Origin of the sequence: Halorubrum coriense DSM 10284 (assembly GCF_000337035.1) — an archaeon.
GTDB classification, from domain to species: domain Archaea; phylum Halobacteriota; class Halobacteria; order Halobacteriales; family Haloferacaceae; genus Halorubrum; species Halorubrum coriense.
In genome coordinates, this window is the sequence record NZ_AOJL01000061.1 from 47,746 (window position 1) to 67,795 (window position 20,050).

The following is a 20,050-nucleotide window of genomic DNA, read 5'->3' on the forward strand; positions in this document are numbered from 1 at the left end:
GGTTGTCATGTCCTCCACTCCGCTCGCCGGTCATATATGTTTACGCGTGGCGACAGCTTCGGTTCGTTCTCGGTGTGGTGGCGGCAGCTTCGATCTGGAGCGTCGAGCGGGACGGGGCGGTTATTCCGTTGGAACCGAGTGTCGGTGTATGCTCATGACGCCGGGACCGACCGCGGTCCCCGAACTCGTCCGCGACGCGATGAGCCGCGAGCTGATCGATCCCGACGTGGGCCCGGAGTTCCGGCGGATCTACGATCGACTCACCGACCGGCTGGGGACGGTGTACGGGGTCGAGTCCGGCGAGGAGGGGGGAGCGGACGACGGGTCCGCCCGCGACGTCGTCGTCCCCGGCGGCGAGGGGATCCTCGGCCTGGAGGCCGCGATCGCCTCGCTCGTCGAGCCCGGCACTGAGGTGCTCTGCCTGTCGAACGGGCTCTACGGAGACGGCTTCGCCGACTTCGTCGAGTCGTACGGCGGCGAGGCGACCCTCGTCTCGGCCGACTACGACGAGCCGCTCCCGCTGGCGGAGCTGGAGTCGGCGCTCGCCCGGGGAGACGCCGACTTCGAGGTCGCGACGATGGTCCACTGCGAGACGCCCACGGGGACGCTCAACGACCTCGGGCCCGCGCTGGACTTACTGGAGGAAACCGACGGCGAGGTCCTCACTGTCGTCGACGCCGTCTCCTCGCTCGGCGGGGCGAGGGTGCCGACCGAGCGGATCGACGTCTGTCTGGGCGCCTCCCAGAAGTGCTTCAGCGCGCCGCCGGGGCTCACCACGGCCGTGATCAGCGAGCGTGCGTGGACCGCGATGGAGGAGCGCGACCCGCACTCGCTGTACACGAACTTCCTGCCGTGGCGCAACACCTCAGGGGGATTCCCGTACACCCACCTCACGACCGAGGTCGTGGCGCTCGACGCGGCGCTCGGACTGTGGCTGGAGGAGGGGCTCGACGACGTTCGAGAGCGTCATCGCACCGCGGCGGCGCGGTGTCGCGAGCGCGGGGCGGAGCTGGGGCTGGAGCCGTATCCGGAGCCCGAGCGCAGTTCGCCGATGGTGACCGCCATAGAAATCGGAATGCTGTTGAACGTATTGCTAGAGAAACAAACGACGAATAGCCTGTTTCTCAAACTGTTTCAGCAACGCCAACGCAGAAGCTGCCGACAATTGGCTCAGATCGTTCAGCTTCCCGTGAAATAAGCTCACCTGAACACTACGTGGCGTATGGTGGCAAGAATCAAGTGTAGACCCCACCTCCCACCGGGGGCATGTACCGGGCCAAAATCTACCTCAAACTGGACACGAACTGTATCCTCAGTCAGGTGACGAACAAGTGGAACTTTTCTTTTACTGTCCACAGTGAAGAATTAATTGACGGCGGCAAGGTTCGGTTTGTGCTCGACGCCGGTGACCGGATCGAAGAAATCGAGGCCGCCTTCGAGGCGTCGGACGAGGTGACGGCGCTCAACCGGGTCGAGGAGAGCCGGCTGGCGGTGACGAAACATGCCTGCGGCGCGCTCCCGATCATCCGAGAAAATCACGGGATGCTCGAGGGGCGCGATCAGGTCAGTGGCGACCAGCGCGTGTTCGACATGGTGGTGTACCGCCGACAAGATCTCCGCAACATAATCGAGGAACTCGCCTCGATCAGCACTGTCAAACTCGGCCGGCTCACCCCTTACCTCGAACCCGAGAGCATGCTCTCGGAACGCCAGTCGGAGGTGATCTCGACGGCGTTGCGGCGCGGTTACTACGAGTGGCCACGCAAGACCGACGCAGAGACGCTTGCCGGTGAGCTGGGGATCGCCCACTCGACGTTCCTCGAACACCTCAGGAAAGCGGAGCGCGCGCTGCTCTCGGATGCCCTCGGCCGCGGCGGCCGGACCGAGGTACCAGGGCCGGACGAGGCGGAGCTCATGCTGGGGGGCGAACGGGCTACCGATCCGTCAGATAAATAAAAAGCCTACCAGTGTAGGCGGAAGGCAAACCTTCACGGACTATAGTGACAGACGGTATGGAACGTAAACAGTTCACACGCCGGCGGTTCATCGGTACGGCTGGAACAACAGCGACGCTTGGAATCGCGGGCTGCCTCGGTGGTGGCGACAGCGGAGAAAACACAATCCGGTACCTCTCCGACCGTGGGGACTCCAGCGACGTCGTCGACGACATCATCGAGGAGTTCGAGAACGAGTTCGACTACACCGTCGAGGTCACCTACACCTCGCGCGGGACATCGACGGACGAGGAGCTCCAGCAGATGCTCGCAGCCGGGAACCCCCCGGATCTAGTGTTTGACACGTCCGCCGACGCCTACCGGTACCAGCAGAACGGCAGCCTCGCGACCGTCACCAGCGCGGTACAGGACGTTGGACTCCCGGACCCAGTCAACATTGACGGCGAGTCCTACTTCGCGCCGACGATGGTCGAGCCCCTGATGGGCTGGTACCGCAACGACCTGTACGAGGAGAACCCGACGAACTTCGAGACCTGGCTCAGCGAGGCCCAGCGCGTCAGCGAGGAGGAGGACATGAACGGCTACGTCGTCCCAACGGGCCAGACCAACAACGCCGACACGTCGACGACCCAATACCTCTGGCAGAACGACGTGGAGATCTACAGCGGCCCCTCCGATGACATTCAGATTACCATCGACCAAGGTGAGAACCGCGAGCGCGCGGTCGAGACCTACCAGTGGCTCCAAAGCATCAACGAGTACGCACCGAACGGCTCCGGCTGGGAGTGGGGCGACGGCACGCAAGCGCTCCAGCAGGGTAACGCCGCCGCGTTGATGTCCGTCGGCGGCCTGCCGATCCTAAGCATCCGCCAGAACCGACCTGACCTCGTCGATAACCTCTCACCGACCGGGTTCCCGATCCCACAGGGCGGCTCCCAAGACACGTGGTGGGCGTACATGGAGGGCCACGTCGTCCGGAACGACGGCGAGGCAACCGAGGGCGCACAGGAGTTCACCCGCTTCTTCAGCGAGTCCGAGCGCTTCCTCGACTTCGTGCTGTCGGCGCCACTGTTCCAATGGCCGCCGACTGAGGAGCTCATGAACAGCGACCAGATGACCGAGAACGAGGTTCTGGCAGAGCACCAGGAGGCGGTAGATCTGGTTCGGGACAACTGGGATGCGTTCACCACCGTGCTCGCGACGGGTGACGAGGAGGCGCCCAACCTCACGGCCGCCAACGCATACAGTGGACAGCTGTTCGGGCAGTCGGCCGAGCAGATGCTTGTTGGCAGCCAGTCACCCGAGGAGACGGTCGATTGGGTGGCGGCGGAACTTCGCGGCCTTCAGGAGGAGGAGTAACGCTTCTCGATGTCCGCTGTCAGCACGTTACAGGGGAGGCTCGGCGAGTTCGACGAGAAGCGACTGCTGTTGCTCGCGATGTTTGTCCCGTTCACGCTGTTCTTTGTGCTGGTCTGGGGGGTCCCCATCGGCTACGCGCTGGGGATGAGCCTGTTCTCGGACCCGACCGGCGCCGCGGAGTTTGCGTTCCTTGGGAACTACGTCGATGTCCTCACCTCCGAACTGTTCGGTACCGCGCTGTGGAACAGCATCGTTTACGCGCTCTCTTCGACGGTTCTCAGCCTCGTGCTGGGGCTAGGACTGGCGCTCGTGGTCAACCGGAAAATCAAGGGCGGCAACGCCTTGCGGACCATGATGATCTTCCCGTACCTCCTGCCGACACTCGTGGTTATTTTCATGTGGACGTTCCTGCTCGACCCCAACGTCGGCGCGGTGAACCAGTTCCTGCTCGACTACGGGGTGATTCAGGAGCCCCTGGCGTTCTTTTCGTCGACGACGTGGGCGATGCCCGCGGCTATCGTCGCGAGCGTCTGGAAGTACGGCTCGTTTGCGTTCTTCATCTTGCTTGCGCGCCTACAGGCGATCGATCCGAACCTCTACGAGCGCGCCCGTGTCGAGGGTGCGTCGACATGGCAGGCGTTCCGTGACATCACCATTCCGAACCTTCGGGGAGCGATCCTGATCATCATTCTCGTCAGGGGGATCTGGATGTTCAACAAGTTCGACATCATTTACCTCGCGACCCGCGGCGGCCCACTGGACGCAACGACGACGCTGCCGATCATGGTGTACGAACTGGCGTTCCTCGGATCGCCCGACTTCGGCGGTGCGACCGCACTTGCAGGCATCATGTTTCTGCTACTCGCAGCCGTCGCGGTGGTGTACTTCTGGGCGTTCAAACCCGAACAGGAGGTGACTACGTGATGCTGGGACTCGGCGAGGGCGCCGCCGGGAAGTTCGTCAGCCAACGAACCCAGGAACAGGTGCGTCGAGTGACAGTAATTCTCACAGCCCTGCTCGTCGCGATCTTTGTCAGTATCCCGGTGTACGTGATGATCGCTATCGCGTTCCAGCCCTCGGTGACGACCTTCCGAGGTGGACAAGTGAACCTGCTGTTTGATTCGTTCACGTTCGATAACTTCGTCCTGTTGTTCACGGAGACCGGCACCCCCCGCTACCTGTTCAACAGTTTCGTGGTCACGGCGTCTTCGACGCTGCTGGCGACAGCACTGTCGGTTGCGGCGGGATACGGGCTGACCCGCTTCGAGTTCCGTGGGAAGACGATGGCCGCGCGTGCGGTACTGTTCGCGTACATGTTCAGTCCGATCGTGCTCGCCATCCCGCTGTACGTCATCTTCTTCTCGCTGGGGATGCTCGACAGCTACTTCGCGCTAACGCTGGCGCTGACGGGTATCTCCGCGCCGTTCGGCATCTGGCTGATGTGGCAGTACTTTCAGACGGTGCCCATCGCGCTGGAGGAGTCAGCGTGGATCCGCGGCGCAAGCCGAACCCGTACCCTCTGGGAGGTCGTTCTCCCCGTCGCGCGACCCGGCACCATTGCCACGGCCATCTTTTCGTTTTCGGTTGCGTGGAACGACTTCACGATGGCCCGTGTGGTAATGAGTCAACAAGAGATGTACCCGATCACCGTCGGCGCTAGCCTGTTTCTCGACCGCGTGAGCATCGGCTGGTCCGAGACTATGGCGGCGGCAGTGCTGATGTCGCTCCCGCCGTTCGCGATCGCGCTGTTCCTCCAGAATTACCTGCTACAGGGCTTCAACGTTGGAGGACTCGAATAACTATGGCACAACCGATACGACTCGATGACGTTCGCAAGGAGTACCACACCGCCGGCGCGAGCCACGTCGCCGTCGACGACCTCTCACTGGAGATTCCCGAGGGGTCGTTCACGACTATCGTCGGTCCTTCTGGCTGCGGGAAGACCACCACGCTGCGGATGATCGCCGGGCTGGAGACCCCCACCTCGGGGACGATTCACTTCGGCGACCGCGACGTGACCGATGTCCGCCCGCAGGACCGCAACGCCGCGATGGTGTTCCAGTCCATCGCGCTCTACCCTCACATGACCGTGCGTGAGAATATCGCCTACGGGCTGAAAGTCGCGGGCGTCCCAAAGGCCAAACGCGACGCGGCCGTCGACGAGGCGGCCGAAACTCTCCAGATCCGCGAACAGTTGGAGAAGATGCCCGCTGAACTCTCCGGCGGCCAGCAACAGCGCGTCGCGCTCGGCAGTGCGTTCGTACAAGACCCCGACGTGCTCCTGCTTGACGAGCCGATGTCCGACCTAGACGCAAAACTCAAAGCCGAACTCCGGGTTGAGGTTCAGCGCCTCCACAAGGAGATGGACGCGACGATGGTATACGTCACCCACGACCAGACAGAAGCAATGACGATGAGCGACCATGTGCTCCTGCTGGAGGAGGGTCGCCTCGCGCAGTTCGCGCCGCCAAGCGATCTGTTCGACCGGCCAGTGTCCCAGTACGTCGCGGAGTTCATCGGCACGCCCTCGACCAACACGTTGCCCGCGACCGTTGAGGTCGGCGGCGACGCCCCGACTATCGTTGGGGAGCAGTTCGAGATCCCAGCGCCGTCGGACCTGTTCGCCGACCGTATCGGCGACTCGGTAACGGTCGGCATCCGGCCGCAGTATCTCTCGCCCGACGGTGGTGACCACCACGTCAGAGTGATAGTGGACGTCGTCGAACAACTCGGTACGGAGTTTGTCGTCCACGGCACGAGCGTCGACGGCACCCACATCAACGTCGTCGACGAGCGCGTCGGTGACGCCGGCCCTGACGACGAACTCTCGGTTGGATTCGACGGCGGCGACGCGTTCGTGTTCGACAAAGACGGCGAAACCATCTGTCACGGCGACGTGCTCGTCGCTGCCCGCTCCGCCTCCCCCTCTCAATGACGCGATACGACGATTCGACCGACGACACACGGCACAGAACAGATCGGCAACCACGCACCGACGGCGGCCACCGAATCGCCCCGAACCTGCTCCCCGGCGCCGAGGGGCGGCCGCTTTCGGACGTGACGGTACTAGAATTAGGTCACATCATCGCCGGCCCGTTCTGTTCCATGCTGCTGGCCGACCTCGGCGCCGAGGTCATCAAGGTGGAACACCCCAAGGGCGGTGACGCAGTCCGAGACTCTTCGGAGGTCGGAAACAGTTCGTTCAATTACGTCAATCGCAACAAACTTGGCGTTACCCTCGACCTGAAGTCCGATGAGGGCAGCGCGGTGTTCGCGGACCTCGTGGAGGAGTCGGACGTGCTCATCGAGAATTTCGCCACTGGCACCGCTGACCGCCTTGGTGTCGGCTACGACGATCTGAAAACAATCAACAAAGAACTGGTGTACTGCTCGATTAAGGGGTTCAACGAAGGACCCTATGAGGATTACCCGGCGCTCGACCCCGTCGCAGAAGCGCTTTCCGGCGTGATGAGCGTCACGGGCCACCCTGATCAACCACCGGTTCGGTCTGGGACCAGCCTCGCGGACATGGCCGCCTCGCTGTACGGCGCCATTTCCATCCTCGGCGGCGTGCGCCAGCGCGATGCCAGCGGGGATGGCCAACATGTCACCGTCCCGCTGTACGAAAGCACCGTCTCGCTAATGGGCTACTGGCTGGCGTACACACAGGCCTACGGGAAGGTGGCTGAACCAATCGGCGCCGGCCACCCGAACTGGGCACCGTACAACGCGTACCAGTCCGCCGACGAGGAGTGGGTGTTCGTCGGTCCGTCTTCACAGGCCCAGTGGGAGGCGATGTGTGAGGTGCTCGACACCGACCTCCACGAAGACGCCCGCTTTTCAACGCTCGACGACCGCCGCGACCACCGCGAGGCACTAGATAAGGGCGTCGCCGCAGCCTGCGAGCAGTTCGAGGCCGAGGAACTTATTTCCCGCCTCCGCAACGCTGGCGTTCCGGTCGCACCAGTCAACGACACGCAGGACGTGATTGACGATCCGTACCTCCGACAGACCGACGCGCTGGGCACGATCCACGCGACGGAGGGCGATGGCGGTGACATAGACGTACCGCGCTACCCTGCCCGCTCGACTAGGTTCGACCGCGTGGAGAATGCCGACCCGCCTGAACTCGGCGAAGACACTGACGCCGTACTCGAAGCACTGGGCTACGACGAGGCGGAGCGCGAGCGACTCCGCGACACAGGGGCGGTATGAAACTCCTCGATCTCACGCTGCGGGAGGGCGAACAGCGTCCGGGCGTCGAGTACACGGTCGAGCAGAAGGTCGATGCGGCCCGCGAACTCGACCGGCTTGGCGCCGACTTCGTCCAGATCGGCTTCCCAGTAGCTGGCGAACGAACGCAGAAGGTGTGTAAGCGACTCGACATTGAAGCCGACGTGACTGGCCTCGCCAGAGCGATCCCGAGTGACGTGGCGGCCGCGCTCGATGCCGGCGTCGACGTGGTGGACCTGTTCGCACCGGCCAGCGATGCGCAACTGGACGCCGTCCTCGGCGCCTCCCGCGAGTCGATGATCAAGTCGGTACAGGAAGCCGCCAAACTCGCCCGGGAGGGCGGCTCCGACGTACACTTCACTGCGATGGATGGATTTCGCACCTGTCCCGCCCACCTCGACGACCTGTTCGCCGCGGTCGACGCCGACTGGTATACCGTCGCGGACACCGTCGGCTCCCGGACACCGGCGGGTGTCGAGCGGCTCCTCGAGGCCCTCGACGCAGACCTCGGGTCCATCGGTGTCCACTTCCACGAGGACATTGGCGTTGGCACCGCGAACGCACTGGCGGCGGGCCGCGCTGGCGCCGGGAAGGTTGACGTGTCGATCGGCGGCATCGGCGAGCGAGCAGGCAACACCGCCACCGAGGAGTTCGTCGCCGCCGCCGCGGTCGGCGGGGAGCCGATCGACCTTGCGGTGGACGAGTCGTCGCTGCTCCCCGTCGCCAACCGCGTGCTGGACGCGCTGGGCGAGGACGTGAAACCAACGAAGCCCCTACTCGGCGCTGAGGTGTTCTCACATGAGTCTGGCCTCCACACCGCCGCGATGCTGGACGAGCCGTCAACGTTTGAGCCGTTCGACCCTGTCCGCTTTGGGGGGAAGCGGCGGCTTCTGTTCGGGGTGAGTACTGGCGCCGGTGCGGCCCGGAAGCTCCTCAAACGCGCGGGCCGGGAACCCACGGACGACCGCGTCGAAGCGCTGCTCGCTCGACTCGGAGACTTGGACGAGGAGATCGGAGTTGAGGAGGCGATCGCAGTGGCGAACGACGTGGACGGCTGAACACCCCAGACCGCGCAGAACCGCCGCCGACCGAAGATTTCCTGACACGAGCGGCGGTGTTCAGATAAGGAAAAAGAGTGAGGCGGTGTGTTTTCTGAGTAGTTTATGCCTGAAAACACACGCCTCAGCGGTATTATCAACCAGCTCGAATTGTTATTTGTCGAACGAGGAGCGACACCGAGATTGCTGATGAAGCTCGGTATTCAGCTCCATCTTGCTGGCCTATCACTTTCGAGTACAGTTTTATTCTTGAGATATTTAGTGTCGAATGTACTCGATCGACGGTTCATAGTTAGGCTCACAAAGTCGATCTACAGCCTGAAGGTGGGCGGTGTCGGGATCACATTGTGGTTGACGAGACTGTGATCCGAATCAATGATGAGCAATATTGGCTGTATGCTGCTGTCGATCCTGAAACAAACGAATTGCTCGATACAAAAGTTGAGCCAACGACGACAAAGATTCTCCCTCATTCGTCTCTAACGGAACTCTCCAAGAAACACGACGTCTCCGACGCCGTGTTTCTCGTCGATGGATCGCACTCGTTACAATATGCGTGTCAACGCCACGACTTTGATTTCAGATACGAGAAACATGGAAGTCGGAACAGCGTCGAACGTGTCTTTAGAGTGATAAACCGTCGAAATATAGATTTCTCAAGCTGTTTCAGCAACATCGAAGCAGAAACCGCCGACAATTGGATCAAATCGTTCAGTTTCGCATGGAATCAGCTTATTTGAACACTACGTACAAAAGAGAAATGAAACTCATAGTCGCACATAGATTTGAGAGGCTCTGTTGAAATCCTCTTCTTCAGCTAGGTCCTTGCCTGAAATGACTGATCGCTGAAGGGTGCGTATTGTTCGACTCAGTACAGCCGCCTACCTGAACAACGGCTTTGTTGAGCTCACGAAGAACAGGTTCTGAGCTCTGTTCTATCGTTCAGTCAGATTCCACCTCGCCTGGTGGGGAATGGTCACCGGCTCCGGGGTCACTCGAGTCTGGTTTTGCCGGTTGCGGATCAGGTGTTGGAGAGTCTCTCTCGACCTCTGCCGGCGTGGCCCCCACATCCGTATCGAACTGTTTGAGCATCTCCGAGAGCCGATTGGCTCGGTCAGAAAGCGACGAGACAGACTCAGAAACCTCCGTGAGAGAGGTGGTCTGTTCTTCGGCTGCGGCAGCGACAGTATCCGCTTCGGACGCTGTCTCTTCGCTAATCGCCGCCACCTCATCGGCCATAGAGACGACTTCCTCCGTGGATGCGGCCTGCTCTTCGGTCACATCGGATATTTCTTGGACGCCGTCATTCGTCTCGTCCGCGAGGTCAGCAATGTGCTCGAGGTCGTCGACGGCCGCCTCCACGCGTGTAGCAGCATCGTCAATCTGCTCGCTTGTCGATTCAACTTCGGCCGTCGACTCGTCCATACGTCTGCGGATCGCGTCAATACGCGATTCTGCGGTCTCTGCCGCGTCTTTCACCTCGTCAGATAGCGCCTTGATCTCTTCTGCGACAACCTCGAACCCCTTTCCAGCTTCGCCGGTGGAGCGGGCGGCTTCGATGTTCGCGTTCAGTGCGAGGATGTTTGTCTGTTCTGCAATTTCGGAGATCCGATCTATCAACTGGTCCACCTCGCTCACCTCATTGTCGAGGGCGTGGATCGCTCCGACAGCCTCCTCAACCGTCTCCTCTGTGATTTCCATCTCGTTGATAGCGTCTTTGGCAGCCTTCTGTCCCCGGTCACCTGCCTCTGCGGTCCGCGCGGCTGCGTCGGCAACTTGGTCGGAGGACGAGGCAACCTCCTCAATCGTCGCCGAGAGGTCGCTCATCTCGTCTCTCACCTCGGTTAGCGACTCACTCTGGTCGGCAGCACCCCGCGAAATCTCATCGACCGAGCCGGCGACCCCTGACGCTGTCTCGGCAACCTCCTCAGCGGACGTGGTTGCCTGCTCGGATGCGGAAGCCACCTCGTCTGCGAACGCCGTGAGGCGGGCATACGTCTGCTCTATCTCTGCGACCATACTGTTGAATTCTTCAGCAATCGCCGTCATTGCCTCGTCGTCCGCGTCAGTGTACATCCGCGCGGTGAGGTCGCCGTCGGCAGCCTTCCGCATCGTTTCGCCGTAGTCGTCGGCGGTTGATTGTAGCCGCTCGTTGCGCTGCGCCATCCGCTCACGCTCGGTCTCGGCGGCCTCCTGTGCGGTCTCTGCCTCATCTATCTTGTTGCTGAGGGAGTCGCGCATCGCGCCGAACGAGCCGTACAAACGACCGATCTCGTCGATCCGATTTGTCTTCAGATCAACCGACAAGTCGCCGGACTCCATACGCTCTGCGCGGTCGCGAAGGTCACGTAGTGGGGCGACTGTCTGTCGGCTCAAAGTGAGTCCGACAACGACGAGCGACAGCAGTCCGGCACCGATCACCATCAAGACACTAGTCCCAACTGCGTCGCTTGCGGCGAACGCCTGTTCGCTGGGGACGGTGGTGACGGCGACCCAGTCTTTATCACCAGTTGAAGCGTACGCTGCCACCTCATCGTCGCCTCGGTCGAAGGCAGTTTCGCCACGAGATGCACCGAGTTCGGAGACGACTTTATCATCCGCGTTTACGCTACCGTTACCACTAGCGAGGATTATGTCGCCGTTCCCGCCGACGATCATCGTTTCTTGATCAGCGTGGAGTTGTCGGAGGTTGTCCACCCGGTACTCAAGTGTACCCACTAAGACAACCACACGGGATTCGTCGCCCTCAACAGGGCTAGCGAACGCCATCACCTGATCGCCCATGGCGTTCGACTCATAGGCAGTTGGGGAGTTCCACACGTCGTTCGACGAGGTCAGATCAACACCGGGTTGTATGTCACTCCACGGGGCTGTGATGTCGTCGACTGACTCGCCGCGACGATCCGGCGACGTACTCGTGACGACGCTTCCATCAGCAGTATCAACAAGGTGGATGGCTCGTACGTCGACTGGGAGTTGCGCTTGCTTTTGTATCAACTCTCCTTCAGCCGTCCCAGAGTCCGCCCCGGAAAGTGCCTGCGTTGACGAGACCGAGCGGGTGTGCGTCTCCATGGAGACTGCCCACTCATTGATCGAGTCAGCATGCATATCGACGGTCGACGTGAGCTGCTGTTCGGCACCCTGCTCAACAGTAGCCTCCGCGCTCACGTAGTTTATCCCGCCCACGGCAGAGAGAACGACTACGACAAGAAAGATGGAAATGATGAATTTCGACCGGTAGTTCCGGCGGATTACGTCTGGTGTGAGACCTCTCGCCAGACGACTGACTGCCGACTCGTCGACGGTATTCGACCTATCGGAAGCCTGCTGTGGGTCGTCGGTATCGCTCATGAGCCCACCTCTGGGGTGATCTCTTCGATAACACTGAACCCGTCAGCGTCGTATCGGAAATACTGATAATCAATTCCAGAGACGTCCCCGTTTTCGTCGAAGACGACTTCACTCGACGCGCCTCGGTACTCGACTGGGTCACCAGCTGCGGCGTGACGTATGCCCTCAGCAAGGGTGTCTGGCGTGACCTCAGTACCCCCGTCTGCGGTGACACGACGCATCTGTTTCCGAATCGCACCGCCATCGTTTTCGCCTGCGGCGGCATTTGCGAGGAGAATCACTGCGGCGGCGTCGTATCCGTTTGCGGTGAAGATGCTCGGTTCGCGCCCGAACTCAGACTCATACTGCTCTGCGAAAGCGTCATACCCCGGTCCGTTTGAGGACGGAGCCGTCCCGTAGACGTTTTGCATCGGCTCGCCCACCTGTTCCGGGAGCGAAGAGTCCATCATCCCGTCGGTCGTGAACACGACCTCATCACCCTCGTAGCCGTCGTAATAGTGACTGAATATCTCCACGCCGTCTTTCGGATAACCGATCACAAAGAGTAGATCCGGGTCGCCGGAAAGGGCAGCCGCCAGCGGGTCTTCGTACTCGTCGTCAAAAGAGACTTGTCGCTGTACTTCACCGCCGAAAGACGTGGCGAAGGCGCCCGAAAGTTGTCTGCCGTAGTCTCCAGCGATGTGTAGCGTTGCGGCCGATGACGCGTCGTGTTTGTCGGCTGCGAGCCGGGCGGCAACGGCTGCCTGTAACGAGTCGTCTGGTGCGGTTCGGAAGCTGAACCCACGATCGTTTAGTATTGATAGGGTCGGGGTCGTGCTAGCGGGTGAGCAATTGACTACCTCCGCAGGAATTGAGGCCTGCTGGACCGCTTGTAGAGTCACGTCAGATCCGAGCGGCCCAGCGATAGCGGGGTACCCCGCATCAACAAGCGTCCGCATCGCATTGATTCCCCCTCGCGCCGTCGTTTCTGAGTCCTCAATCTGTAACTCCACGTCGGCCTCGAGATCTGAATCATCGAGTTGTTTCGCTGGGAGTTCAACTGCGTCGGCAATAGGTTCCCCGACTGAACCTAAGCCACCAGAAAGTGCCATCACTCCCCCGTAGCGAAGCGTTCGCTCTGCTAGAGGCGTGCGGCCCTGTTCGGCTTCTCCAGTCGATCCCAGACACCCCGCAAGTCCAAACGTAGTGACTCCAGCAGCCGCGGCTAACAGCCCACGTCGACTGCGTGGTTGTGTTTGTCCGTGTTTATACATACGTGTTATGCTCCCACATGACAATTTAATCTTCGGCCGAGGTTATCAAATGAGATAACGTTCTGTGAGGCTGACTTGGAGTGCGGTGACTGGCGCCGCTACACTTCTTCTGTTGACCCCGGTTGAGGCAGTATGTTGTCTCCCAAGCGTCGGACTATCCACTTAACTGACCAGAGTCCGACCCCACTACTATGCGATATCGGTGTCTCACGTCCGTGGTTCACTATCAACTGCTGAGGGTTCAGCAGATCAAAAAATAAGTGACATTTGTATGTGTAGGCTCACTATCCAACGATGACTGACTCATCAAACGCCACGCGGATACACCGGCTCTTTGAGGAGGCATGGACAGACGGAGAACTCGATGTGGTCGATGAGGTCGTCGCCGATGCGTTCGTTTTCACTCGCGGCGGTGAGGTTCAGACGGGAGGCGCGGAACTCTACAAGAACCTTATTCGCACCACACGAGAGATGTTCCCTGATATGGAGTTCAGAGTAGACGACGTGATTGTCGGCGAGGACGGTGACGCTGTCACGGTCCGCTGGATCATGACGGGAACACATAAAGGCGAATACAAGGGCGTCGAATCGACCGACCAGACGATAGAGATGGAAGGCCTCGAACTCAATAAATTTGAGGACGGCCGGCTCGTCGAAACATGTACCTACCCACATTGGGTAGGGTTCTTGGAAGACATCGATGTATTTCCTCTGACCGATTCCTGAAATAGATAATCCGATCGTACCGCGTGAAGGCGACTATTTCGGCTGTGTTGAAATCTCTGTGCCGACGATAGACTTGATCGGGCGAGCTCTCAGCTTGGCTTGGACCGAACCGGATGCGTGACAGGTTTGTCGTCAACCCGCACTCTTCAGCGACCTGTTGTTTCAGGTAACGACGTGAAGGTGGTCAGCGCGACTTCGAACGTCGACCTCCGGAGAAAGCGAGATGTCGAGGCCGCAGCCGATCGTGATCGGCGGCGTATCTTCGAGGTGACGTGCCTCTCGTGTGACCACAACGAGCGGGTCTACGTTGAGCCCTGGCGACTGCCGAACTGTCGATCACGACCGGCAGAATGCGGCGCACTATCTTTCTTCAAGGCGAGAATCCCGCCCTTTAGCGCGGGCGTGAAGCCGACAACATCTACACAAACCACCGTCTGTTACAGTTCAAATACCCCACGACTACGAGTTTTTATTAGAATTGGGTATATAGAAATTAGTACGGGCAAATGAAGTACAACCTCGAAACCAGGTCGCACACGGTCTACGCGCTCCAATATCACTTTGTGACCGTCACAAAGTACCGCGCGGACGTCCTCACCGACGAGATATCCGAACGCATCGGTGAGATTGCCAGCGACATCTCTGAGGACTTCGGCGTGAGTATTCAGAAAGTCAACGGCGGGTCCGACCACGTTCACATCCTGTTCACGGCGAAGCCCACGACAGACCTCACAAAGTTCATCAACTCCCTCAAGGGCGTCACGTCTCGCAAAATCCGTGACGAAAACCCCGAGGTTCGGCAGACGCTCGGCAGCGCGTTCTGGCAACCGGGATACTTTCTCGCTACCACCGGACAGGTGAGCATCGACGTGCTGATGGAGTACGTGGAGGACCAGTAGCGATGTCCACGATCGTCACGAAGACGTTACAGGCGACGTTTGCGCCACCCACCGCGCACAAGCAGGCGAAACTCAACGACCTGCTCGAAACATACCGTGACGGTCTACAAGAAGCGTTCGACGCCGGGGCGAGTACCATGTCGGCGGTGAGCGACATCGTGACACCCTACGACCTGCCGTATCAAGCTAAAGCCGCACTCTGTAACTACGTCCCGAAACTCCGCAAGACGTACAACGCGAAAGAGTTGGACGACAAACACCCCATACGGCTTACGAACCAAGCCGCGAAGTTTGACCATTCCGAGGAACGCAACTACGAGTTCACGTGGTGGGTCCCACGCCCCGGTCGGGGGACGAACTTCTGGATACCGCTCCGTATCAACCCCGAACAGGAAGACCTCTGGCACGACCTCGTATCCGAGGACGCGAAAGCAGGCGAGATACGGCTTCAACAGCACCGGCAAAACTGGGTACTACACGTCACCGTCGAGTACCCGGTCGAAGAACCAACGACAGACGGTGACGCCACGCACATCGGCTTAGACATCGGAGAAACCGCCCTTATCACGGGCTGTGCCCTTAAGAACGGTTCTCCGACTGACCCGTTCGTGCGTAGCGGAAGCAACGCGAAGCATCTCCGCAAAGAGATGCACACGACCCTGAAACGACTCCAAGAGCGCGACGCTTCGGAGTGGCGTGCCGGCGAACGGTTCGACCACTACCAAAACGCTCTCACCGACATCGTGGAGAAGGCGTCTCGGGAAGCCGTCGAGTACGCCACGCAGTTCGAGAACCCGGTGTTGGTGATGGAGAATTTGACGTACATCCGCGAACGACTCGACTACGGGAAGTACATGAACCGTCGGCTTCACTCGTGGGCGTTCGCCCGGCTCCAAGGGCGCATCGAGGACAAGGCGACGGAAGCAGGCATCCCGGTTGAGTTCGTGAATCCGGCATACACCTCGCAGACGTGCCACTCGTGCCACCGTATCGGCCGGCGGGACTCTCAAGCTGAGTTCCGGTGTCCGTACGATGAGTGCCACGTGTCGACGTTTCAGGCCGACATCAACGCTTCCGCGAACATCGCACGGCGGGTTGACCCGTGGGGAGAGAGCGTTCCGCTTGACAAGGCGGAACGCGATGACTCGCCTCGGGATGGGAGCAGTAGTGACACTGCCACGACTCACCGTGAGACGAGCGAGACACCCTCGCAGATGACGCTCACGGCGTTCCGAGAGTTGGAACCCTCTACCAGCGACGGCTGACTGGTATTCCTCATGCGTGGGAAGCCTCGCCGTTCACGGCGAGGAGGATGTCACCGGCGGTGGTTCGTGGGGGATAGTGTCGGATTCATCCCCGCGCTAAAGCACGGGGCTTTCTCCTCAATTTTCCGTAATGATTTCTGTCTACTGAAAAATATAATCCAGCAACACTCATGTCGTCGCAGTCTTGCTAGCAACGTCAGCAACGTATTTAGTCATAGCAAGATACTGTCTGTCCATCTTCAAATGGCCGTATTGGACGACCTCTCGGGGTTCGAGTTCGAGGACCTGATAGAAGATGTTTTCCGCAACCTCGGCTACGAGAATGTCCGCCAGGCTGAGAAGACAGCTGACGAGGGACGGGACGTCATGATGGAGGAGGTCGTCGACGGAACACGGCGTGCGATCGTCGTTGAGTGTAAGCACACAGGGACGGTCGGGCGACCAGTCGTCCAGAAGCTCCATTCGGCGATCGCGACATTCGACTTCGATGGCCCAAAACGCGGCATGGTCGTCACGACCGGCCGATTCACGAACCCTGCTCAGGAGTACGCAAACCGACTCCAGCAGAACGACGACCCGTATCCCATCGAGCTGCTCGACGGCGAGGACCTCCGAGAGATCGCCGACGAGATCGGACTTGACCTCTACAACGGCCGCATCGAGATCCTCTGCGACGAGACGCTTCGGCCGTACGACGTGGCGGCGGATGTCGACGCACCCGTCCAAGAAGCGTTCCGCGACATCGAGAACATCGAGGCTGGCGACCTCCCAGAACCGCATGCGGCGGTGGCGTTCCGTCCGGTAGTCGCGGTTACTGCCGATACGAACGCCGTCTTTGAGACATCTGTCGGCATCATCCACCAAATCAACGATCGGACGCAGTTTGTGGTTCACGCTGACCGTGGGCACCTACAGGTCATTGACGAGGATGTCGCGACACTGGTTATCGAAAATCTTCATACGACGATTGACATCGATCCAGAACAGTTTGGGGAGGTGTTCGACGACGTTGAGGAGCGCCGTTTCGGACAGACCCAAACCGAGTACAAAGAGTGGGCCGTCGAGCGGCTCCAGCAACACCACACGACGACGGTGACCTACACCGGCGACAACAACGTCACGTACAACAAGACGTGTGAGCCGAACCGCTCGGATATCTCTGTCCAATCGATCGAGTCGGTGTATCTCCCCGAGGTTCGACAGACGACCGATCTCCAAGAGTACACCTACCCCTACGAGTACTACGCGGCAGGCCCGTCACGAGTGACTGCCGAGGACGGTATCCATCGATGCGTTCACTGTGACACGACCAGCGTCGACGAGACATACACGTACTGTCCCAACTGTGGGGCCATTGCCTGTGACAGCCACATCAAAACGGAACGGCTGGAAGGAGAACCGGTCTGTACGGGGTGTGCGGTCACTGAGCGGTTCGCGCTGAAGACGAAGTACTTCTACGACGACCAGAATCTCGAGGCGTTCCGCGAGGAGTACGCCAGGATGCCGTTCCACCAGAAAGTGATGGAGAACAAGTTACTGGCCGCGGGAAGCGTGGTCACGACGCTGCTGCTTGTTGTGGGACTACTCGTCATCGGCGGCATCATATAGACTGGGATGGTACGCAGGGTTATTCGAACGAAGCTCCGACTTCGTCAGCAATCACTTGGAGATCTGATTTCAGGAAAGTAGAGTCGTTGGCTGCCTCTATTGACTCTGCGATACCGACGTGCGCCCGGATGGATCGGCGCATTCACGATGTTGACAGTGCTCCGTTTCGTCAACATCGGTTCCGAGTACTTCACAAATCGCTTCTATGGCTCTGTTGAAATTCTCAGGAAGTGATACATTCTAACCGACTGTGGTCAGTACAGAGGATCCACGTAACGGTGACAGAATCTAATTTCTACACAGTTTGTCAGCAACGCCGTGCGAGATACAGAGGTTGAATACAGCGGTTCAGATTGGATAGTTCTGGAGAGTGAAAGAACGCGCGTCAGGCAGCCACCACTGCTACTGGTGCCGTGTAATCGCTCTTTCAACAGCAATCTGTAACGGCTCAATCGGCATCCGGTCTCTCGCCTTCACGGGTGAAACCCATTTGTATTCCTCGTGCTCGTGATTGAGTGTTATTTCGGTCTCATCGGTCTCGCAGTCGTACACGACAGTGAACATCGGNGGTGAAACCCATTTGTATTCCTCGTGCTCGTGATTGAGTGTTATTTCGGTCTCATCGGTCTCGCAGTCGTACACGACAGTGAACATCGGCTCACCGTCACCAGTAAACCAAACGCCGGTCATCGCGTGAACTGGTTGGCCGACACGGACGGCAAGGCCTGTTTCCTCGCGGAGTTCGCGTTCGAGTGCTACATCAGCGTCTTCACCGTCCTGAACACGGCCACCGGGAATCGACCACGGACCTTCGTTATCTGGACGGACCAGAAGGATGTCATCCCCCCTTTTAAATACAACTGCTTTCTGCGTCACGTGCCCACGGAAATTCGACTCTTCTTGAGCAGGAGAGCCGGTCATATACGGAGAGAATTCCGTGATGAGAATAAATCCACACGATCTGGACAACCGGACTTTGTACTTGGAGGCTGCTGTANGAGAGCCGGTCATATACGGAGAGAATTCCGTGATGAGAATAAATCCACACGATCTGGACAACCGGACTTTGTACTTGGAGGCTGCTGTACCAAATCATCGGCTTGGGACTAAATCAGCCCAGTACAACACTCGCGCACTCTATTCAGCAGCGTCTCGGTGAACTCCCGATTGTCTGCCAGTACCAGTGTGATCGATATAGAGGGTCCAGACAGTACGACGACAGTGTTCATTTCGTTCCCGATCTACTGAAACAGCCGTGCTACCCTGAGTGTGAATTGATCGTGTCTCGAGGAAATCAAATTGGTATCCACATTCACTCTGGGAGCCGACACTCAACCACCGTTCCATCTCGGGGTGATTTGCTTTCGTCCTCAGTTCGCCGGATAACGTACTCTGAGACATAATATTGGACAGATACTGGTTCAAAAATATCACCCACAGAACCTTGTTTCATCAGTATAAATACAAGAACAACTGTCCCATTTACATCAAAATACACTGCTGGCAGATCCGAATATACTCCTGACCGACCCTCATCACTGAGTGAAGCATTCGGTGAACGGTTATTAACCAAGTCGTAGAATTGTCCCGGAGGGCTGGCAGTATCTGTTCTATCTCCTGATTTTGCGGCCGATTTTAAGATTTCTCGGGTTTTTTGATCTTGAACCTCGTTAATTGGTATGGGCTCAAGACCATCAGGTACATCACTCTTATCGACACTCAACCCATCCTTTGGGATTCCCTCAGAATCAGTTTTAAATGCCCGTAGTAGGAGATGGGATTGATTTTTGACCGACCCAGTGTGACTGACGGTCAGTAGAAAACCGCCAACAACTCTCTTGATGTATCGATCCACGTTTACGTTAAAATTAGCAGACTGATACGGTGATTGGGTGCTTTTTTCAACCAGGTACGCTTCTTCGTAGGCTGTGATAAACTCTTTCAGGTCTTCATATCCTGTAATGAATCCTCTCACAAGACCTGGATCGAGATCTCGTGGCCACGGTACATCCAAATCACGCGAGGTGGGGCACTGATCTGGGAGTTCGTCTTCGTTTGGTGGTTGCGAGTCACCAAGCGTAGTACAGCCGGCAAGGCCTACACTGGTGAGAGTGGCCAATACCGCACGGCGGCTATGGGAAGTCACTAACTGAAGAAACTCAGGAATTGGTAAGTGTCTTGTCTAAAGATTACCAATTACCCCCGACACTGAGTACCATACAGCGTACACCGAGTGATTCGTGAATTCCCTGTATTGACTACAACCGAGTCTGAATACATCACTTGCTGAGGATTTCAACAGAGCCAGACGAAGATGTCGGCAGTGACCAAGTCGGCGGTGGC

15 protein-coding genes and 3 pseudogenes are annotated in these 20,050 nt (G+C 58.9%); 14 read left to right on the forward strand and 4 right to left on the reverse strand.

Going from position 1 to position 20,050, the window contains the following annotated elements:
* Positions 1 to 148 precede the first annotated feature (148 nt).
* The 10 genes and pseudogenes from C464_RS15790 to C464_RS17730 form a co-directional block, all read left to right on the forward strand.
* Positions 149 to 1,072 (forward strand): annotated as a pseudogene (locus C464_RS15790) (pyridoxal-phosphate-dependent aminotransferase family protein); the annotation flags it as partial.
* Positions 1,057 to 1,193, forward strand: a pseudogene (locus C464_RS18650) (IS6 family transposase); the annotation flags it as partial. The pseudogenes C464_RS15790 and C464_RS18650, both read left to right, overlap by 16 nt.
* A 73-nt stretch (positions 1,194 to 1,266) precedes the next feature.
* Positions 1,267 to 1,956 carry a helix-turn-helix domain-containing protein gene (locus C464_RS15795; RefSeq protein ID WP_006114767.1) on the forward strand — a complete coding sequence of 230 codons (690 nt, stop codon included), beginning with the start codon at positions 1,267 to 1,269 and terminating at the stop codon, positions 1,954 to 1,956.
* A gap of 56 nt (positions 1,957 to 2,012) precedes the next feature.
* Entirely contained in the window at positions 2,013 to 3,314 is a 1,302-nt protein-coding gene (locus C464_RS15800) for an ABC transporter substrate-binding protein (RefSeq protein ID WP_006114768.1), read from the forward strand.
* 9 nt (positions 3,315 to 3,323) lie between these two features.
* On the forward strand, positions 3,324 to 4,238 hold the full coding sequence (locus C464_RS15805) for a carbohydrate ABC transporter permease (protein ID WP_006114769.1): 915 nt from the start codon (positions 3,324 to 3,326) through the stop codon (positions 4,236 to 4,238).
* Complete coding sequence (locus C464_RS15810) at positions 4,238 to 5,113, forward strand: carbohydrate ABC transporter permease (RefSeq protein WP_006114770.1); 876 nt, start codon at positions 4,238 to 4,240, stop codon at positions 5,111 to 5,113. Before C464_RS15805 ends, C464_RS15810 begins: the two co-directional genes overlap by 1 nt.
* A 2-nt stretch (positions 5,114 to 5,115) precedes the next feature.
* Positions 5,116 to 6,249 carry an ABC transporter ATP-binding protein gene (locus C464_RS15815; RefSeq protein WP_006114771.1) on the forward strand — a complete coding sequence of 378 codons (1,134 nt, stop codon included), beginning with the start codon at positions 5,116 to 5,118 and terminating at the stop codon, positions 6,247 to 6,249.
* A complete protein-coding gene (locus C464_RS15820; protein ID WP_080510473.1) occupies positions 6,246 to 7,529 on the forward strand; it encodes a CaiB/BaiF CoA transferase family protein in 1,284 nt (427 codons plus the stop codon). Before C464_RS15815 ends, C464_RS15820 begins: the two co-directional genes overlap by 4 nt.
* Positions 7,526 to 8,605, forward strand: a complete 1,080-nt coding sequence (locus tag C464_RS15825; protein WP_006114773.1) for a LeuA family protein — start codon at positions 7,526 to 7,528, stop codon at positions 8,603 to 8,605. Before C464_RS15820 ends, C464_RS15825 begins: the two co-directional genes overlap by 4 nt.
* Before the next feature lie 105 nt (positions 8,606 to 8,710).
* A pseudogene (locus C464_RS17730) lies at positions 8,711 to 9,345 on the forward strand (IS6 family transposase).
* A 202-nt stretch (positions 9,346 to 9,547) separates the two neighbouring features.
* On the opposite strand, the gene C464_RS15830 reads toward C464_RS17730, so the two are convergent.
* Complete coding sequence (locus C464_RS15830) at positions 9,548 to 11,956, reverse strand: methyl-accepting chemotaxis protein (RefSeq protein WP_006114774.1); 2,409 nt, start codon at positions 11,954 to 11,956, stop codon at positions 9,548 to 9,550.
* Complete coding sequence (locus C464_RS15835; RefSeq protein WP_049911271.1) at positions 11,953 to 13,209, reverse strand: ABC transporter substrate-binding protein; 1,257 nt, start codon at positions 13,207 to 13,209, stop codon at positions 11,953 to 11,955. The genes C464_RS15830 and C464_RS15835 overlap by 4 nt, the downstream gene beginning before the upstream one ends.
* A gap of 294 nt (positions 13,210 to 13,503) precedes the next feature.
* Here C464_RS15835 and C464_RS15840 point away from each other — a divergent pair, with 294 nt between their 5' ends.
* From C464_RS15840 to C464_RS15855, 4 genes are all read left to right on the forward strand, one after another.
* Positions 13,504 to 13,935, forward strand: a complete 432-nt coding sequence (locus tag C464_RS15840; RefSeq protein WP_239640245.1) for an ester cyclase — start codon at positions 13,504 to 13,506, stop codon at positions 13,933 to 13,935.
* 506 nt (positions 13,936 to 14,441) lie between these two features.
* Positions 14,442 to 14,834 (forward strand): IS200/IS605 family transposase, encoded by a 393-nt coding sequence (gene tnpA / locus C464_RS15845; protein ID WP_006114777.1) that lies wholly within the window; start codon positions 14,442 to 14,444, stop codon positions 14,832 to 14,834.
* A gap of 2 nt (positions 14,835 to 14,836) precedes the next feature.
* Complete coding sequence (locus tag C464_RS15850; RefSeq protein WP_006114778.1) at positions 14,837 to 16,099, forward strand: RNA-guided endonuclease InsQ/TnpB family protein; 1,263 nt, start codon at positions 14,837 to 14,839, stop codon at positions 16,097 to 16,099.
* Positions 16,100 to 16,342: 243 nt separating this feature from the next.
* Entirely contained in the window at positions 16,343 to 17,707 is a 1,365-nt protein-coding gene (locus tag C464_RS15855; protein WP_006114779.1) for a restriction endonuclease, read from the forward strand.
* A gap of 402 nt (positions 17,708 to 18,109) precedes the next feature.
* On the opposite strand, the gene C464_RS17745 is transcribed toward C464_RS15855, so the two are convergent.
* Together C464_RS17745 and C464_RS18655 are read right to left on the reverse strand one after the other, a co-directional pair.
* Complete coding sequence (locus C464_RS17745) at positions 18,110 to 18,718, reverse strand: NUDIX hydrolase (protein ID WP_080510474.1); 609 nt, start codon at positions 18,716 to 18,718, stop codon at positions 18,110 to 18,112.
* 301 nt (positions 18,719 to 19,019) lie between these two features.
* Entirely contained in the window at positions 19,020 to 19,826 is an 807-nt protein-coding gene (locus C464_RS18655; RefSeq protein ID WP_152420971.1) for a hypothetical protein, read from the reverse strand.
* Positions 19,827 to 20,050: the final 224 nt, after the last annotated feature.

What these genes read in the sequence shown, in the direction of transcription:
- C464_RS15795 (WP_006114767.1), top strand. Translation starts at nt 1,267, where the DNA reads ATGTACCGGGCCAAAATCTACCTCAAACTGGACACGAACTGTATCCTC.
- C464_RS15800 (WP_006114768.1), top strand. Translation starts at nt 2,013, where the DNA reads ATGGAACGTAAACAGTTCACACGCCGGCGGTTCATCGGTACGGCTGGA.
- C464_RS15805 (WP_006114769.1), top strand. Translation starts at nt 3,324, where the DNA reads ATGTCCGCTGTCAGCACGTTACAGGGGAGGCTCGGCGAGTTCGACGAG.
- C464_RS15810 (WP_006114770.1), top strand. Translation starts at nt 4,238, where the DNA reads ATGCTGGGACTCGGCGAGGGCGCCGCCGGGAAGTTCGTCAGCCAACGA.
- C464_RS15815 (WP_006114771.1), top strand. Translation starts at nt 5,116, where the DNA reads ATGGCACAACCGATACGACTCGATGACGTTCGCAAGGAGTACCACACC.
- C464_RS15820 (WP_080510473.1), top strand. Translation starts at nt 6,246, where the DNA reads ATGACGCGATACGACGATTCGACCGACGACACACGGCACAGAACAGAT.
- C464_RS15825 (WP_006114773.1), top strand. Translation starts at nt 7,526, where the DNA reads ATGAAACTCCTCGATCTCACGCTGCGGGAGGGCGAACAGCGTCCGGGC.
- C464_RS15830 (WP_006114774.1), bottom strand. Translation starts at nt 11,956, where the DNA reads ATGAGCGATACCGACGACCCACAGCAGGCTTCCGATAGGTCGAATACC.
- C464_RS15835 (WP_049911271.1), bottom strand. Translation starts at nt 13,209, where the DNA reads ATGTATAAACACGGACAAACACAACCACGCAGTCGACGTGGGCTGTTA.
- C464_RS15840 (WP_239640245.1), top strand. Translation starts at nt 13,504, where the DNA reads ATGACTGACTCATCAAACGCCACGCGGATACACCGGCTCTTTGAGGAG.
- tnpA (WP_006114777.1), top strand. Translation starts at nt 14,442, where the DNA reads ATGAAGTACAACCTCGAAACCAGGTCGCACACGGTCTACGCGCTCCAA.
- C464_RS15850 (WP_006114778.1), top strand. Translation starts at nt 14,837, where the DNA reads ATGTCCACGATCGTCACGAAGACGTTACAGGCGACGTTTGCGCCACCC.
- C464_RS15855 (WP_006114779.1), top strand. Translation starts at nt 16,343, where the DNA reads ATGGCCGTATTGGACGACCTCTCGGGGTTCGAGTTCGAGGACCTGATA.